The 14,579-nt window shown below is 54.3% G+C and carries 17 protein-coding genes, 1 tRNA gene and 1 riboswitch; of the genes, 14 read left to right on the top strand and 4 right to left on the bottom strand.

All coding sequences use genetic code 11. The annotated features are described in order from the left end of the window. The first annotated feature begins 382 nt into the window (after positions 1-382). The 6 genes from PYL13_RS02995 to PYL13_RS02970 all read left to right on the top strand — a co-directional run bounded on the left by PYL13_RS02995 (position 383) and on the right by PYL13_RS02970 (position 4,288). Entirely contained in the window at positions 383-628 is a 246-nt protein-coding gene (locus PYL13_RS02995) for a hypothetical protein (protein ID WP_275640456.1), read from the top strand. Then, positions 625-1,185, top strand: a complete 561-nt coding sequence (locus tag PYL13_RS02990) for a DJ-1/PfpI/YhbO family deglycase/protease (RefSeq protein WP_275640455.1) — start codon at positions 625-627, stop codon at positions 1,183-1,185. Before PYL13_RS02995 ends, PYL13_RS02990 begins: the two co-directional genes overlap by 4 nt. 91 nt (positions 1,186-1,276) lie before the next feature. Beyond that, positions 1,277-1,717 carry a PPC domain-containing DNA-binding protein gene (locus tag PYL13_RS02985; RefSeq protein ID WP_275640454.1) on the top strand — a complete coding sequence of 147 codons (441 nt, stop codon included), beginning with the start codon at positions 1,277-1,279 and terminating at the stop codon, positions 1,715-1,717. A 57-nt stretch (positions 1,718-1,774) separates the two neighbouring features. Further along, positions 1,775-2,626: a TIGR02587 family membrane protein gene (locus PYL13_RS02980; RefSeq protein ID WP_275640453.1), complete on the top strand. Its 852-nt coding sequence runs from the start codon at positions 1,775-1,777 to the stop codon at positions 2,624-2,626. A 6-nt stretch (positions 2,627-2,632) separates the two neighbouring features. Then, the gene (locus PYL13_RS02975; protein WP_275640452.1) at positions 2,633-3,040 is read left to right on the top strand and encodes a TIGR02588 family protein; all 408 of its coding nucleotides are present in this window, start codon (positions 2,633-2,635) and stop codon (positions 3,038-3,040) included. 21 nt (positions 3,041-3,061) lie between these two features. After that, positions 3,062-4,288 (top strand): NAD(P)/FAD-dependent oxidoreductase, encoded by a 1,227-nt coding sequence (locus tag PYL13_RS02970; RefSeq protein ID WP_275640451.1) that lies wholly within the window; start codon positions 3,062-3,064, stop codon positions 4,286-4,288. A 39-nt stretch (positions 4,289-4,327) separates the two neighbouring features. Here PYL13_RS02970 and PYL13_RS02965 read toward each other — a convergent pair whose 3' ends face one another. Further along, a complete protein-coding gene (locus PYL13_RS02965; RefSeq protein ID WP_275640450.1) occupies positions 4,328-4,621 on the bottom strand; it encodes a hypothetical protein in 294 nt (97 codons plus the stop codon). A 186-nt stretch (positions 4,622-4,807) separates the two neighbouring features. Here PYL13_RS02965 and PYL13_RS02960 point away from each other — a divergent pair, with 186 nt between their 5' ends. From PYL13_RS02960 to PYL13_RS02935, 6 genes are all read left to right on the top strand, one after another. Further along, entirely contained in the window at positions 4,808-5,212 is a 405-nt protein-coding gene (locus PYL13_RS02960; RefSeq protein WP_275640449.1) for a hypothetical protein, read from the top strand. 18 nt (positions 5,213-5,230) lie between these two features. Then, a complete protein-coding gene (locus PYL13_RS02955; RefSeq protein ID WP_275640448.1) occupies positions 5,231-6,253 on the top strand; it encodes a DNA topoisomerase IB in 1,023 nt (340 codons plus the stop codon). Positions 6,254-6,352: 99 nt separating this feature from the next. Continuing rightward, entirely contained in the window at positions 6,353-6,664 is a 312-nt protein-coding gene (locus PYL13_RS02950) for a PepSY domain-containing protein (protein WP_192486793.1), read from the top strand. Between the two features lie 28 nt (positions 6,665-6,692). Further along, entirely contained in the window at positions 6,693-7,295 is a 603-nt protein-coding gene (locus PYL13_RS02945) for a general stress protein (RefSeq protein ID WP_259147771.1), read from the top strand. Between the two features lie 80 nt (positions 7,296-7,375). Further along, complete coding sequence (locus PYL13_RS02940) at positions 7,376-8,269, top strand: SDR family oxidoreductase (protein WP_250983410.1); 894 nt, start codon at positions 7,376-7,378, stop codon at positions 8,267-8,269. Positions 8,270-8,497: 228 nt separating this feature from the next. Beyond that, the gene (locus tag PYL13_RS02935) at positions 8,498-10,258 is read left to right on the top strand and encodes a peptidoglycan D,D-transpeptidase FtsI family protein (RefSeq protein WP_275640447.1); all 1,761 of its coding nucleotides are present in this window, start codon (positions 8,498-8,500) and stop codon (positions 10,256-10,258) included. A 6-nt stretch (positions 10,259-10,264) separates the two neighbouring features. On the opposite strand, the gene PYL13_RS02930 is transcribed toward PYL13_RS02935, so the two are convergent. Together PYL13_RS02930 and PYL13_RS02925 are read right to left on the bottom strand one after the other, a co-directional pair. Continuing rightward, positions 10,265-10,338, bottom strand: a tRNA-Gly gene (locus PYL13_RS02930). A gap of 72 nt (positions 10,339-10,410) precedes the next feature. After that, a complete protein-coding gene (locus PYL13_RS02925; RefSeq protein WP_250983408.1) occupies positions 10,411-11,505 on the bottom strand; it encodes a 2'-deoxycytidine 5'-triphosphate deaminase in 1,095 nt (364 codons plus the stop codon). Between the two features lie 77 nt (positions 11,506-11,582). Next, positions 11,583-11,661: riboswitch (SAM riboswitch) on the top strand. 43 nt (positions 11,662-11,704) lie between these two features. Between PYL13_RS02925 and PYL13_RS02920 the strand changes: the two genes are divergently transcribed. After that, positions 11,705-12,889: an O-succinylhomoserine sulfhydrylase gene (locus PYL13_RS02920; RefSeq protein ID WP_192486788.1), complete on the top strand. Its 1,185-nt coding sequence runs from the start codon at positions 11,705-11,707 to the stop codon at positions 12,887-12,889. A gap of 185 nt (positions 12,890-13,074) precedes the next feature. After that, entirely contained in the window at positions 13,075-13,467 is a 393-nt protein-coding gene (gene apaG, locus PYL13_RS02915; RefSeq protein WP_192486787.1) for a Co2+/Mg2+ efflux protein ApaG, read from the top strand. Between the two features lie 68 nt (positions 13,468-13,535). Here apaG and PYL13_RS02910 read toward each other — a convergent pair whose 3' ends face one another. Continuing rightward, on the bottom strand, positions 13,536-14,540 hold the full coding sequence (locus tag PYL13_RS02910; RefSeq protein ID WP_275640446.1) for an Hsp33 family molecular chaperone: 1,005 nt from the start codon (positions 14,538-14,540) through the stop codon (positions 13,536-13,538). Positions 14,541-14,579: the final 39 nt, after the last annotated feature.

The raw sequence follows: 14,579 nt of genomic DNA, 5'->3' as shown, positions 1-14,579 counted from the left end.
ACATGGGAATTTCCCTCTCTTCGTTGCAAAACAAACGAAGGCTGAGGCTTTTTTGTTCCCGGATGGTTGGGCCACCAAGTCACGACGTGAACAATACTTGGTGAACGCAAGACAACAGGCATCCAATTTTTCAAGCTGATGAAGTTGATATTTCCGCCGTGATCACTGGCTGCGACCACAACCCTATTTTCGGGGGAACAATGCCCTGTCTGTCACGTTCACTTAACAGAAGCGCGCCGTGTCAAACGAACGTGACGGCGCTGAAGAACATCAGGATTTTTTCGTTTTCTCCTGATGGCCAACGAAAAGGCAGACGAGCTTCTTACCCGTCCGGCGCGCTTCGCCGAAGACATTTTCCATCCTGTTACGTGAGGACACGCATATGGAAAAGACTGAGACACGCACTCTTGCCGAACAGTACCTGAAGCTTGGCGGCACTCGACAAGTGATGATCGACGACAACAAGACATTCATTCGCCAGTACGAGGAAGAGCCAAGCAAAGCTGCTGAATTCTGGCAGGAGCATATTGAAAGTCTGGATCAGGCAACTCGCGAAGATGTCGAATTTTTTCTGCCGTCAATCAACGCTGACGGAAACACCGATACAACCGAAAGGACGAAAACATGACTGAAATTACTAACGCTAACATCGTAATTTTGGCGACTGATGGCTACGAACGTTCGGAATTGCGCGTCCCTTACGAGGAATTGCAGCGTCGTGGCGCGAATGTAAAAATCGCCTCCATCAAGTCAGGAAAGATCAAGAGCTGGGATAAGGCAGATTGGGGAGACACTGTCGATGTCGATCTTTCAGCTGAGGACGTCTTTATCCGTGACTTCGATGCTCTGGTGCTTCCGGGTGGCCAGATAAACCCGGACAAGCTGCGCGCAGATGCAAATGCCATGCGTGTGGTTCGTGAATTCACTGAATCCGGCAAGGTGGTCGCGGCGATCTGCCATGCTCCATGGCTGCTTATTGAAGCCGACGCCATCAGCGGACGAAAGGTCACGTCCTATGTCTCCATCAAGACGGATGTTCAGAATGCTGGCGGCATCTGGATGGATGAAAAGGTGGTTGTTGATCAGGGCATCATTACGTCACGCTCACCTGATGATCTTGAGGCATTTGTCGACAAGATCGTTGAAGAAATCGAAGAAGGGCGCCACCCGCGCCGCGCCGCTTGAGGCAGCAATCATAACGGGCCGCCAGTTATGCTGGCGGTCTTTTTTTTGAGCCATGAAGATGGCAGCCCGACATAATAAGGGAGAAGAACCGATGCAGAGCAAGCTGCTGTCCAACGACAGCGATCGCATTTTTATGCTCGTGATCGAACCCGGCGAAGAAGCATTTGGCATTATCAAGGATTTTGCCATTCAACACGACATCAACGCCGCGTCGGTGACGGCGATTGGCGCATTTGAAAAAGCCACATTAGCGTTTTTCGACCTTGCTTCACAAACCTACGATGACATTCCAATCGATGATCAAAGTGAGGTACTGAGCCTGATCGGCGACATCACTCTGGATGAAAGGGGCAAACCCAATCCGCACCTGCATGCAGTTTTAGGGTTCTCCGATGGGCACACGCGCGGGGGCCATTTCGTGAAGGGGTACGTCCGCCCGACGCTGGAAGTGATCGTCAAGGAAACCCCCGCCGAGCTTAAACGCACTTACCGTCCGGAATTTGGCATCGCGCTGATCGATACATCCGCCTGAGGCGGGAACAAGGTTCTGTACCGCACGTTATCGCTTGCAGAATGCTGGAGGCGATACATGGCAGCGGCAGCATCCGGTCAGTCCGGGGGTAACGAAACAGAACATTTCCTGACAGGTCTGGCCCGCGGTTTGGCAGGTGCCCTGCTATTTGCCCTGCCGATGCTGATGACCATGGAAATGTGGTTCCTGGGCCTTTACGTCAATCGCACGCGATTGCTGCTGCTTTGCCTTCTCAACCTGCCTTTGCTGATTATGCTTGCTCGCCGCATTGGCTTTGAAAAAACGTCTTCATGGCATCAGGCTATCCGTGATGCGCTCACCGCTTATGGGCTGGGCATCGCAGTCAGTGCCGGAATCTTGCTGCTCCTGGGCGTCCTCAACGACCAGCTGACCACAAGTACCATTGTTGCTAAAGTGGCATTGCAATCGGTCCCCGCCAGTATCGGCGCATTGTTGGGACGCAGCCAGCTGGGTGCGCATTCAGAAGAAAAAGAACAGAATAACGGCGAAGGCGAGACCGGTTATCTGCATGAGCTTTTCATGATGATGGTCGGCGCCCTGTTCCTTAATCTGAACGTGGCACCGACGGACGAGATGATCCTAATTGCCTACAAGATCACACCATTTCACACCGCCTGTATCGTGCTAATCTCAATCGCGCTGATGCATGGTTTCGTCTATGCCCTGCATTTCAAGGGATCGCACGGCTTGCCTGATGGAAGCCAGTGGTGGCACTCTTTCATTCGTTTCACCATGCCCGGCTATGTCATTGCGCTTGCTGTCAGCATCTATGCGCTGTGGACCTTCGAGCGACTGGACCACACTTCACTCTCTCAAATACTGACCGCGGCCGTCATTCTTGGCTTTCCCGCCTCGATCGGTGCTGCGGCCGCCCGTCTTATTCTGTGAGCAATCATGACAAAATCCGTTGGAAGCAAACACACGGAAACCGCAGATCCCCATTGGCTTGAGTGGCTGGTGGGCGGCGTTTGTACGTTTCTGGTTGTTACCCTCTTTGTCTGGCTCGGCTGGGACATCTACCGCTACGAGGATCAGGCCGCGCAGTTCGAGATTTCGGTACTATCGGTACAGGCGGAACACGACAATTATCGCGTCACATTCGACATTCACAACACCTCGCTTTCAACGGCTGCAGAAGTGCATGTGCGTGGCGACCTTGTCTCCCCTGACAGTCCTGAAAGCTCTGATGTCACATTCGATTATGTCGCTTCTGAATCCCATGAAACAGGCATCCTGTTTTTTAAAAAAGACCCCGCCTCCAGCGAGTTCAATCTCACTGTCATGGGTTACACCCAACCATGATTTCCCCGCCGAAAGAATGTCATGAAAAAAGCCAAACTTACAAAAGAGCGGGATCTGAGGGATTCACGACCACTGTGGATCGACAGTCCGCGCATTTCCGTGCGCAGCAAAAGCTTTATTGGTAAAAGCCATTATGACATTGTCATCATTGGTGCGGGCATCAGCGGCGCCTTGGTGGCCCAGGCGCTGGCGAAGCCTGGAAAATCGGTTCTGATTGTCGATAAGCGTAAGCCGGTTCGTGGCAGCAGCATCGCCAGCACCGCAATGATTCAGCATGAAATTGATGTGCCTCTTCACAAACTGCAAGGCATGATTGGCGAGGACAATGCCAATCGCGCCTGGCAACGCTCCGCCAAGGCCGTGTTGAAACTTGAAGATATCGTCCGATCGCTGGAGATTTCTTGCGCGATGCAACGCAAGCCAGCGCTTTATATAGCAGGCGATGAATTGGGTGCGCGCGGCCTGCAAACGGAAGTGGGTGCGCGCCTGAAGGCTGGCATTGAAGCGACGTTCATCGACAAGGCCGATCTCCAAAGCCACTTTGGGCTTGATCGCAGTGGTGCCATCTTGAGCGACATATCGGCATCGGCAAATCCCGGCCAGTTAACGGCGGGCTTGTTGCGCTACGCCGCTAAACAGGGGGCGGAAATCGTCAGTGGGGTTGAAATTACAGACCTCAAAAGTCTCGGTGATGACGTGGTCATGGCAACCGCAGAAGGAAAGCTTATCAGCACACAGCATGTCGTGTTCTGCACCGGCTACGAATTTCTGGAAAACGTTGCCAACAAAAAACACGAGATCATCTCGACATGGGCAATTTCCAGTAAAGCCGGTTTGTCCCTCCCGGATTGGTTGCACAAACATATTTTGTGGGAGGCCTCTGACCCCTATCTATATCTCAGGACGGATGAAGCAGGACGTCTGATTGTTGGCGGTGAAGACGAAAACAACTCCAATGCCTATCAGTCCGAGGCAAAGTTGCACAAGAAAGCCCAAACCATCCGGCGCAAGGTCAACAAGCTGCTAGGCCTTGATATCGGGCCGATAGACTATCAATGGGCTGCTGCATTCGGCTCAACCACAACCGGTTTGCCGTTGATCGGCTCCGTACCGGCTATGCAGAATGTCTATAGCGTGATGGGGTTTGGCGGAAATGGTATCACATTCAGCCAGATTGCTGCAGAACTTGTGGCGGCATACATTAACGGCACCAGCGACCCGGATGCCGCGCTGTTCAAACTCGATTGAGGTTTGCCTACCGCACGTATTCAGTTCCATGGCAGCCCGTCATGGGACGGGCTGACGGTCGGTACCTTCCGTTGCTGGTCTGCTGCCTTCGGGTGGATTGTCACTGAAACCGGCGCCGCTACTGGCACCTGGATTGTTATTGTCAGCAGGCGCAGAGGCGCTTGGCGGGTTTGGTATGCTTGGTTCGTTGACGCTGCCCCAGATTTCTGCAGCAAGCCAGACTGCTGCAACCAGAATAAGGCTGACAATCAACACCACAAGAACGGGACTTCCTCGCCACCCTTGTCGGGCTTCGCGGGCGCTAAAAACCGCAGGTTTGGGTTTATTTGCCATGTGAAACTCCTTCAAAAACTCAACCCATCGATCTGGGTCCTATGGCCTTGAACAAGTTGCATTGATTATCGTTCCATCGCTTTTGCGGTAGAGGGTGAAACACACGGCTGAGCGGGTAGCGCTTAAGGGCACGGAACCGGGAAGAACGGTACATCGTTGTGACCAATATGTACGGAGGTAAACTCAATGGATGACCCCAAGTTGGAAAAACCCGTCAAAAGTGACCTGACCTCGCAAGTCGACGCCCCGGTATCGACTGTTATTGATGGCCAAAATCTTCGTATTTACCGGCTTATCCCAACCGCTGCCAACGATGATCCTAACTGGCTTGATGCGACAACACATGATGAACTTGTCGTTTGCGCAGTGTCTGCTGGCGATGCGCGAATTGTCGCTGCGGACAGAGAGCTGGATTTTCTGGAAATCGATGCTGCGCCGGCAGAAGATGTCACAACTGTCAACGCCAGCATGTACCGCAACGAAAAGCTTTACAGCGTGGTAGATGATGGTCCGGCAATAGTCGGAATCGAACGTGGTATTATCGATGGCATAGTGCGGGTCGATAATATCAAGCCAAGCCAAACAAATTAACTCCTTACCGGTGCCCAGATGGATACGCTTGTAACGCGTGAGTTGAAGAAAAGTGGTTTGATATATGTCCAAGACAAAGAGCCGGGCATTACTAGGCTTCGGTCGGGTAGAGGTTTTCATTACAGATTTCCTGATCGAGAACCGGTCAGGGACACCACCATCATCCAGCGCATCAAGAGCCTTGGCATTCCGCCAGCCTACAAGGATGTCTGGATTTGCATGAAAGAGAACGGTCACTTGCAGGCGACCGGACTGGATGCGAGAGGCCGCAAGCAATATCGTTATCACCCGGATTGGCAGACTTTGCGGGGTGAACGGAAGTACGACCAGCTCCTGGAATTTTCACAGTGCCTGCCAGCGATCCGGCGGCGGTCAATTTCCGATATCGAGCGCAGTAAAAGCCCAGAAACCGTGACATTGGCAGCCATAGTGCTGTTGCTTGACGCCACATTTCTGCGGGTCGGCAACAAATCTTACCTGCGCGACAATGGCACATACGGCGCGACAACGCTGCTGAAACGTCATGTGAAATTTGGAAACACCATCGACCTCAAATTTAAGGCAAAGGGTGGCACCAAGGTGCAACGGACGCTGAAACAGCCACGCCTGCAGAAAATACTCGAAGAGATTGCTGATCTGCCCGGCAAGCAGCTTTTTGTATGGCAGGATGCCGACAATAAAATTCATCCCGTCGATTCCAGCCAGTTAAACGGATATTTGGCAGGTATTGCCGGCCAGAGCATTTCTGCCAAAACTTTCCGAACCTGGGGAGGGACGCTGGCAGCGTTCAGCTACGCGTTGCGGTGTCTCGCTACCAGCCAACCACTGACCCTCAAGGCCATGTGCCATGCAGCATCGCTAGAACTGTGCAACACCCCTGCAATCTGCAGGAAAAGTTACATCCACCCAGCGGTGCTGGCTCTAGCAAGCGATGAGACGACGCGTACCAAACTTCTAAAGCTGACTCGATCAGCGGCCAAACGCACCGCCCATATGCGCAAGGACGAAGTTCTGCTGCGGGATTTTCTAAGCTGTGTCTAACACCATATTCTTTGTCCGTTAGATGACAAAAGAGCATTCGACGGAACTATCTGCCATCTCAAAGGTTTAATCCACACTACAGCTCGAAAGGATCGAAAAATGAAAAATCTGGTTATCGCCGGAGCGGTTACTCTATTGTCTACGGTAGCCTTTGCGCAGCAGCCGGCCCCTACGCAGTCGGGAGAAACCCCTGCGGTTACCACACCGGATAGCACCAACCCGACAGCACCTGTTGCTGGTGAAAACAGCTTCACAGAAGCGCAAGCCAAAGAGCGCATCGAGGCTGCGGGTTATACTGCGGTGACGGGTTTGACGCTTGATTCACAGGGTATCTGGCGCGCCAAGGCCACCAAGGACGGTGCTGAAGCCGATGTTGGCCTCGACTATCAGGGCAATATTGTCACTCAGTAAAATTCAAAAAAATTTGGAGGAAACATCAATGCGTACAGTAACCGGACTTTTTGACACTCGTGATGACGCGCGCAACGCAGTGACTGCGCTGGAGGCAGCAGGTATTCCATCGAAAGACATCAGCATCGTTGCGCATGACGGCACAACCAAAGACGAGACATCTGAAACCAAAGCCGCTGAAGGTGCCGGAACCGGCGCAGGCGTCGGCGCGGTCGCCGGTGGCGGCGTTGGTTTGCTGACCGGCCTTGGTGTGATGGCTATTCCCGGCGTCGGACCGGTGGTGGCTGCAGGTTGGCTTGCTGCGACGGCGGCAGGCGCTGTTGCTGGCGCTGTAGCAGGTGGCGCAGCTGGCGGTATTATCGGTTCGCTGGTCAGCGCCGGTGTGCCTGAGGAACATGCCCATGTTTATGCCGAAGGTGTACGTCGCGGCGGTAGCATCGTTGTTGCGAAGGTAGACGAGGCAAAGGTTGATGAAGCCTCGGCAATTCTCAAACGCTCAAACCTGGTTGATCCGGTTGAACGTCGACGCACTTATGAACAAGACGGCTGGAGCCGTTTTGACGACACGCGTGACCCTTATAGCCACGACGAAATCGCAGCGGAACAGCGCCGATATCAGACCCTCCGCTAAAATCCATGCAGCTAGATGGAGCGCTCCCCACCGGTGGCGCTCCATTTGCCGTTTAAGCAACCGTATCAGGGAGAGCACACATGAATGACCGCCTCACCATTCAGGATCCACGCAAACAATATCCCGCGCCGCCCTTCGATGCGCAGCCACAACCTATGCCGGGCCTAGTGCAGAATATGGTTCCCTCTCCTGACCACGGCGAAGAAAGTTACAAAGGCTCGGGCAAACTCGCAGGACGCAAGGCTCTAATTACCGGCGGCGATTCCGGTATCGGTCGCGCCGTCGCAATCGCATTTGCCCGCGAAGGTGCTGATGTCGCCATTTCTTATCTCGAAGATGAAGAGCCAGACGCTGAGACAGTGATCGAACTGATTGAGGCTGAGGGACGCATCGGAGTTGCCTTGCCGGGAGACATCAAAAATGAAACTTGGTGCCGCGAGATGGTTGAAAAAGCGGTCAGCGACCTCGGCGGTTTGGATATCCTCGTCATCAATGCTGCTAGACAGCAATACCGAGAGAACCTGAGCGAGCTCTCCACTGACGATTTCGATCAGACCATGAAGACCAATCTTTATGCGTTGCATTGGATTGCCCAAGCGGCTGTCCCACATCTGCAGCCGGGTTCCTCAGTCATTACCACCGCCTCTGTTCAGGCCTATGAGCCCTCCCCCATCCTGCTTGATTATGCCACGACGAAAGCCGGTATCGTGGCCTACACCAAGGCGCTGTCAAAACAGCTGATTGAAAAGGGTGTGCGTGCCAATGTGGTGGCGCCCGGCCCCTTCTGGACGGTGCTGCAACCGAGCGGTGGCCAGCCTGACGAGAAGGTTCGGCATTTTGGTGAGAACAGCGATTTTGGTCGCCCCGGTCAACCGGTGGAACTTGCCCCCGTTTATGTCCTTCTCGCGTCACAGGAAGCAAGCTTCATCAATGGTGAGGTTTATGGTGTGACGGGCGGCAAGGGCATCGCCTGACGATTTAACACCCAGTGGCGGTTTCACGTTTAATGCTTCCGGCCGAAGGACAATCAAACGTTAACCGCCTCTCGGCAACTTTAGATGTATATTAATATAAATTTAATGGCGTCTTTAAAACAAACGCCACTTTCGTTGGCTTTCAGCCATTTTACAGACACACTTCCATTCAGCGGGTGATGAACCATCCAGGTGTCACCGTATTGAACGAATGTGGGTTTCGGCCGAATGATTGGTTTTATTGTCCGGCTTAGAAGCCGCGCTCACTTCCGCGTGGAAGTGAAAGGCAAGGCGCCGGGGGGAACCATCTCGGGCAGCGGAGCGCGTCGAACACGACAGGCCCGGCAAAGGCTTACTCTTTTGATTGCCGCTTTTGCCGTCATGTATGTGACGATCGGCGCACGCCTCGTCCAATATGGCATGGCCGACCACTCCGTTACCGGTGCCATTTCATTCAACACCCACGCGATGGCCTCACGCCCTGACATTCTCGATCGCAATGGCGAGTTGCTTGCAACAGACATCAACACAGTTTCCCTCTATGCCGAACCCCGAAAAATCATCGACGCTAACGAGGTCGTGGAAAAGCTGGCAACGGTTCTTCCCAATCTCGACTGGAAGGACACCCACAGAAGGCTGCAATCGGGAAGCGCGTTTCAGTGGTTACGGCGTCAACTTACACCGAAACAACAATCAGATATTCTGGCGCTCGGCATCCCCGGCATTGGTTTTCGTCCGGAGAAACGGCGTTTTTACCCCGGCGGCCCGGTTGCCTCGCATATTGTCGGCCACGTCAACATCGACAATCTCGGTCTGGCGGGAATGGAACGCTACATCGACCAGCAAGGTTATGCCGATCTCAGATCCGTCGGCTTGACCTCCGACACCCGTCTTGAACCCGTCCGGCTTTCCATTGACCTGCGCGTGCAGAATATGGTGCGGGAAATCGCCGCAAAAGCCATGGTCGATTATCAGGCCGAGGCGGCAGGCGCAGTTATTCTCGATGTCGATACGGGCGAAGTGATCGCCATGGCATCGGTACCGGATTACGACCCCAATCAGCCCTCCCGCACACTTGCCGATGGCAGTGTCGACAAGGAATATGAAAAGGGGTGGTTCAACCGAATGAGCAACGCCACATTCGAGATGGGCTCCACCTTCAAGAGTTTCACGCTGGCCATGGGCCTCGACGCCGAAAAGATAAATCTGAATACCGTTATTGATGCCTCCCGTCCGATCCGCATGGGTGGCTTCACGATCCGCGACTTCAAGGGCAAATACCGCCCGCTTTCGATCCCGGAAATCTTCCAGTATTCCTCCAATATCGGCACGGCGGATATCGCCGATCGCGTTGGCATTGAAGGCCATCAGGAGTTCCTGACGCGGCTTGGTCTTCTGTCCAAGATGGACACCGAAATGCCTGGTGTGGCCACGCCGACCCAGCCAAGGACATGGAAAAAGATCAACTCGGTGACGATCTCCTTCGGTCATGGCATTGCAACGACGCCTTTGCAGACCGCCGTCGCCGCAGCCGCGCTGATCAATGGTGGAAACCTGATCAGCCCAACCTTCCTGCCCCGCACCATTGAAGACGCAGCCATCGTCTCGCGCGCCGTTATCAAGGAAAAAACCAGTGCGGATATGCGTTATCTCTACACATGGAACGGCCTGAAAGGTTCAGGCCGCGCAGCCCAGGTTGAAGGTTTTAATGTCGGTGGCAAAACTGGCACCGCCGACAAGGTCATCAATGGTCGTTACGCCAAGGACATCAATTTCAACGCATTCGTCGCCGGCTTTCCAATGGATGACCCGCGTTACGTTGTGTTGACCATCGTTGACGCGCCCAAAACCGGCGTCAATGGCGGACGAACTGCCGCGGCCACTGCGGCACCGATGACCAAGGAAATCATTGCACGAACGGCAGCCTTGCTTGGCACCAAACCAAGCTTCAAAATTGAAGGCAAACCACAGATGATCGTGAATTACTGAAATTACTGGAGCGGGTGAAGGGAATCGAACCCTCGTATTCAGCTTGGGAAGCTGCTGCTCTACCATTGAGCTACACCCGCAATGGATAAAGAGATTCAACAGATCACCGCGGCTGTCAAGCCGCGGTCAGTCTTGGGTGGGCTGCGGCCCCATCACATCCGGAAATGTTTGGAAAGCTTGAGGCCCTGCGCCTGATAGTTGGAACCTGCGCTGGTACCATAAAGGCCCTGCGGTTTTTCCAACATGTGTTCATAGACCAACCGCCCGACAATCTGGCCATGTTCCAGAATGAAGGGCACTTCGTGGCTGCGCACTTCCAGAACAGCACGGCTGCCTGCGCCGCCAGCGCTGACATGGCCAAAACCGGGATCGAAGAAACCGGCATAGTGCACACGGAATTCACCGACCAGCGGATCGAAAGGTGTCATTTCCGCCGCGTAAAGCGGTGGCACATGCACGGCCTCTCTGGACACGAGAATGTAAAACTCGTCGGGATCAAGGATCAGTTCGGAGCGGCCACGGTTATAAAGAGGCTCCCAGAAATCAAACACATCATGCTGCGCCTTGATGTCGACATCTACCACCGAGGTGTGATGTTTGCCGCGATAACCGATCAGACGGTCCTCGCCAAAACCTTCTAGATCGATTGACAGCGCAATGCCGCCGCCGGATACGTTCGGGGTTTCACTGGCAACCAGGGTTTCAGCCGCGTGCAGTGACAGAAGTTCGGCTTCATTGAGCAGCGCATGGCCGATGCGGAAACGGATTTGCGACAGGCGCGAGCCACGGCGCACAACAATCGGGAACGTGCGCGGGCTGATTTCGAGGTAAAGCGGGCCCTTGTAGCCAGCCGGGATTTTGTCGAACTCCTGCGCGCTATCTGTGATGACCCGGGTAAAGATATCCAGGCGGCCAGTCGAGCTTTTCGGATTGGCAGACGCGGACATTCCGGCGGGCAGATCAACCGTTTCCATCAAGGGCACGATGTAGACACAGCCGGTTTCCAGAACGGCACCGTCACTGAGGTCAATAGCGTGCAACCGCAGGCGCTCGAGTTTGGACATGACTGTGCAATCAGGACCCGGCATGAAGCTGGCACGCACACGATACGCGATTGCACCAAGCCGCAGATCAAGGCTGGCAGGCTGAACCTGGTCGGCATCCAGTGCTGCCTCGCTTTTCAAATTGCCGCTTTCGAACAGGCCGCGGATGGCTCCATCCGTTAAAATACCGGTCGTTCTTTTCATGATACTCACCTGTTGCTTTTCCAACCGACAAAACCAAAACACCGGCATTGACGCAAGCCGTTAACGGGCGTATGCCAATTTTATCCCGTGGTGATTTGGCCGGTCGGCTTGCAGCCACGTTAAATAAGTGGCTAAAAAGACCGGGTGTTCGAAACCGGTCTGCTTTTGCGGCCGGTTTTTTTGTTTGAAGGTGATCGACATGAGCAATAACTGGCGCCCGGCAACGAAACTCGTTCACGGCGGAAGCCTGCGTTCGCAGTTCGGCGAAACATCAGAAGCACTCTACCTGACACAGGGTTTTGTCTACGAAAATTCAGAAGCCGCCGAGGCTCGCTTCAAGGGTGAGACGGAAGGCTTTATTTACGCCCGTTACGCCAGCCCTACCAATGACATGTTCGAAAAACGCATGTGCCTGCTGGAAGGCGCCGAAGAAGCACGCGCCACCGCATCGGGCATGGCTGCTGTTGCCTCCGCCATCCTGTGCCAGTTGAAGGCTGGCGACCATATCGTTGCCGCCCGCGCCCTGTTCGGCTCCTGCCGCTGGGTTGTTGAGACGCTGGCTCCAAAATACGGCATCGAATGCACGCTGATCGACGGTCGTGACCTTGCCAACTGGGAAGGCGCCATCCGCCCCAACACCCGTCTTTTCTTCCTGGAAAGCCCGACCAACCCGACACTGGAAGTGGTTGATATTGCCGGTGTTGCCAAGCTGGCCAACCAGATTGGCGCAAAGGTGGTTGTCGACAACGTTTTCGCCACACCGCTTTTCCAGAAGCCGCTGGAATTGGGCGCACATATCGTCGTCTACTCGGCGACCAAGCACATTGATGGTCAGGGACGCTGCCTTGGCGGTGTCGTGCTTTCCGACAAGAAGTGGATCGAAGAAGAGTTCCAGGAATATTACCGTCACACCGGCCCTGCCTTGTCGCCGTTCAATGCCTGGACGATGATGAAGGGACTGGAAACACTGGCACTGCGCGTCAAGCAGCAGACCGCCAATGCTACCCGCATTGCCGACTTCCTTGCTGAACAGAAGCAGGTTGCAAAGGTTATCTACCCGGGCCGCAAGGACCACCCGCAGGCAGATATCATTGCCCGTCAGATGACCGGCGGTTCGACCATGGTGGCCTTTGAGTTGAAGGGTGGCAAAGAAGCAGCTTTCGCGCTGCAGAACGCCCTTGATATCGTGAAGATTTCCAACAATCTCGGCGACGCCAAGAGCCTGATCACCCACCCTGGCACCACCACCCACAAGAACCTGACGGATGAAGCCCGTGCCGAAATGGGCATTGCCAGCGGTACGTTGCGTCTGTCCTGCGGTATTGAAGATACTGACGATCTGGTTGATGACTTCGCCCAGGCACTGTCCAAGGTCTCGGCCTGATACCAAACGAAGCCGTGCTCTCCGTCAAGCACGGCTTTTTACTTCGCCCTAAATTTACCTTCTATTTCAGCATTTAATCTACTATCCGACATTGTCAGCGTTCGGTAACGCCTGTTTTATGTCAATTCTTGACGAACACCGGATGTTATAGTGTAGAATAAAGCAGATCATTAAAGGTAGCGCGTATGTATCGTGCAACGACAAACGGGATCGAAGTTGCTGTCGACCCTTATTATCTTGAAGAACAGTCGGATCCGGACGATAGCCGCTACGTCTGGGGCTACAAGATTGTCATTGCCAATAATTCCCATGCAGCCGTGCGCCTGACCCACCGTTATTGGCACATTACCGACCAGAACGGTCAGGTCGACGAAGTTTCCGGTCCCGGGGTGGTTGGCGAAGTTCCACACCTGCAACCCGGTGAAACCTATGAGTATTCCTCCGGTTGCCCGCTCGATACGCCTTCAGGCATGATGTTTGGCCACTACCAGATGGAAACCGATGACGGCGAAGTTTTCGATGTCGCCATTCCAGCCTTTTCGCTGGATACGCCCGGCCTGACCCGCGTCCTTAACTAAATAAAAACGGGCGCAACTTTCGTCACGCCCGCCTTTGATAGTGTGGTGCTTATCGACCATCCGCCATGTCAGTTCTTGGCAGCTGCCAGAACGTCGAACTCGCTGGTTTCATAGCGGTAGGTCGTCGAGCAGAACTCGCAAGTTACCGAAACCATGCCGTTTTCTTCACTGTCGCGGATTTCCTCTGCGGTAAAGCCGGACAATACGCCCTTGATCTTGTCGCGCGAGCAATTGCAACGGTCAAATACCGGCTGTGGATCGTAGATCCGTACACCACGTTCATGGAACAGTCGGAACAGCAAGCGCTCAACAGGCACCTGCGGATCGGTCAATTCGTCGGTATCGACAGTTTCCAGAAGTGTTGCCGCTTCCGTCCATGCGTCATCATGATCGGTTTCGAAATCGCCTTCATCGCCATCTCCACCGTGCAGATCCTTTTGGCGCAGACGTTCCGGCGCCTGTGGCAGAAACTGCGCCAGCACGCCGCCAGCGCGCCAGCCGTGCCGCGGCTTGCCGTCTTCATCACGATCGAAGAACTCGGCAACGCCCAGACGGATGCGGGTTGGCAATTGTTCCGACTGACGGAAATAGGTGCCAGCAATTTCTTCCAATGACGATCCATCCATCGGCACAATACCCTGATAGGGTTGCATGCCCATGCCCTGATCGATGGTAAAGGCAAGAATACCCGTGCCCAGCAGTTCCGCCGGGCTGGTTTTTCCTTCGGCAAGGGCAGCATCCAGCCGTTCCTGATCGAAGCGGGCATAGGCGCGCATGCTTTCAGGGGCGGTGAAATCCGCAACCAGCAGATCAACCGGACCGTCGCCCTTGGTCTGCAGGGTCAACTTGCCCGAAAATTTCAACGACGTACCAATCAGCGCGGTCAGCACCGTTGCTTCGGCCAACAGGCGCGCAACAACAGGCGGGTAATCATGGCGCTGCAGAATGGTGTTCAGCAAAGGGCCAACCTGCACGGCACGGCCGCGCACATCCAGTCCTTCAATCTGAAACGGCAGCACGTTATCGTCACCCGCAAATTTCAGATCGTCCAGTTCTACGGTTACATCTGCCATACCAAATACTCCTTGCAGCACCCGTTCCACTTACAGGAC

It is taken from the genome of Agrobacterium sp. Azo12 (assembly GCF_029193765.2).
GTDB lineage: Bacteria > Pseudomonadota > Alphaproteobacteria > Rhizobiales > Rhizobiaceae > Agrobacterium.
The sequence above is the reverse complement of the archived record's forward strand: the minus strand, read 5'-3'. Positions and strand labels throughout refer to the sequence as shown.

What these genes read in the sequence shown, in the direction of transcription:
- PYL13_RS02995 (WP_275640456.1), top strand. Translation starts at nt 383, where the DNA reads ATGGAAAAGACTGAGACACGCACTCTTGCCGAACAGTACCTGAAGCTT.
- PYL13_RS02990 (WP_275640455.1), top strand. Translation starts at nt 625, where the DNA reads ATGACTGAAATTACTAACGCTAACATCGTAATTTTGGCGACTGATGGC.
- PYL13_RS02985 (WP_275640454.1), top strand. Translation starts at nt 1,277, where the DNA reads ATGCAGAGCAAGCTGCTGTCCAACGACAGCGATCGCATTTTTATGCTC.
- PYL13_RS02980 (WP_275640453.1), top strand. Translation starts at nt 1,775, where the DNA reads ATGGCAGCGGCAGCATCCGGTCAGTCCGGGGGTAACGAAACAGAACAT.
- PYL13_RS02975 (WP_275640452.1), top strand. Translation starts at nt 2,633, where the DNA reads ATGACAAAATCCGTTGGAAGCAAACACACGGAAACCGCAGATCCCCAT.
- PYL13_RS02970 (WP_275640451.1), top strand. Translation starts at nt 3,062, where the DNA reads ATGAAAAAAGCCAAACTTACAAAAGAGCGGGATCTGAGGGATTCACGA.
- PYL13_RS02965 (WP_275640450.1), bottom strand. Translation starts at nt 4,621, where the DNA reads ATGGCAAATAAACCCAAACCTGCGGTTTTTAGCGCCCGCGAAGCCCGA.
- PYL13_RS02960 (WP_275640449.1), top strand. Translation starts at nt 4,808, where the DNA reads ATGGATGACCCCAAGTTGGAAAAACCCGTCAAAAGTGACCTGACCTCG.
- PYL13_RS02955 (WP_275640448.1), top strand. Translation starts at nt 5,231, where the DNA reads ATGGATACGCTTGTAACGCGTGAGTTGAAGAAAAGTGGTTTGATATAT.
- PYL13_RS02950 (WP_192486793.1), top strand. Translation starts at nt 6,353, where the DNA reads ATGAAAAATCTGGTTATCGCCGGAGCGGTTACTCTATTGTCTACGGTA.
- PYL13_RS02945 (WP_259147771.1), top strand. Translation starts at nt 6,693, where the DNA reads ATGCGTACAGTAACCGGACTTTTTGACACTCGTGATGACGCGCGCAAC.
- PYL13_RS02940 (WP_250983410.1), top strand. Translation starts at nt 7,376, where the DNA reads ATGAATGACCGCCTCACCATTCAGGATCCACGCAAACAATATCCCGCG.
- PYL13_RS02935 (WP_275640447.1), top strand. Translation starts at nt 8,498, where the DNA reads ATGATTGGTTTTATTGTCCGGCTTAGAAGCCGCGCTCACTTCCGCGTG.
- PYL13_RS02925 (WP_250983408.1), bottom strand. Translation starts at nt 11,505, where the DNA reads ATGAAAAGAACGACCGGTATTTTAACGGATGGAGCCATCCGCGGCCTG.
- PYL13_RS02920 (WP_192486788.1), top strand. Translation starts at nt 11,705, where the DNA reads ATGAGCAATAACTGGCGCCCGGCAACGAAACTCGTTCACGGCGGAAGC.
- apaG (WP_192486787.1), top strand. Translation starts at nt 13,075, where the DNA reads ATGTATCGTGCAACGACAAACGGGATCGAAGTTGCTGTCGACCCTTAT.
- PYL13_RS02910 (WP_275640446.1), bottom strand. Translation starts at nt 14,540, where the DNA reads ATGGCAGATGTAACCGTAGAACTGGACGATCTGAAATTTGCGGGTGAC.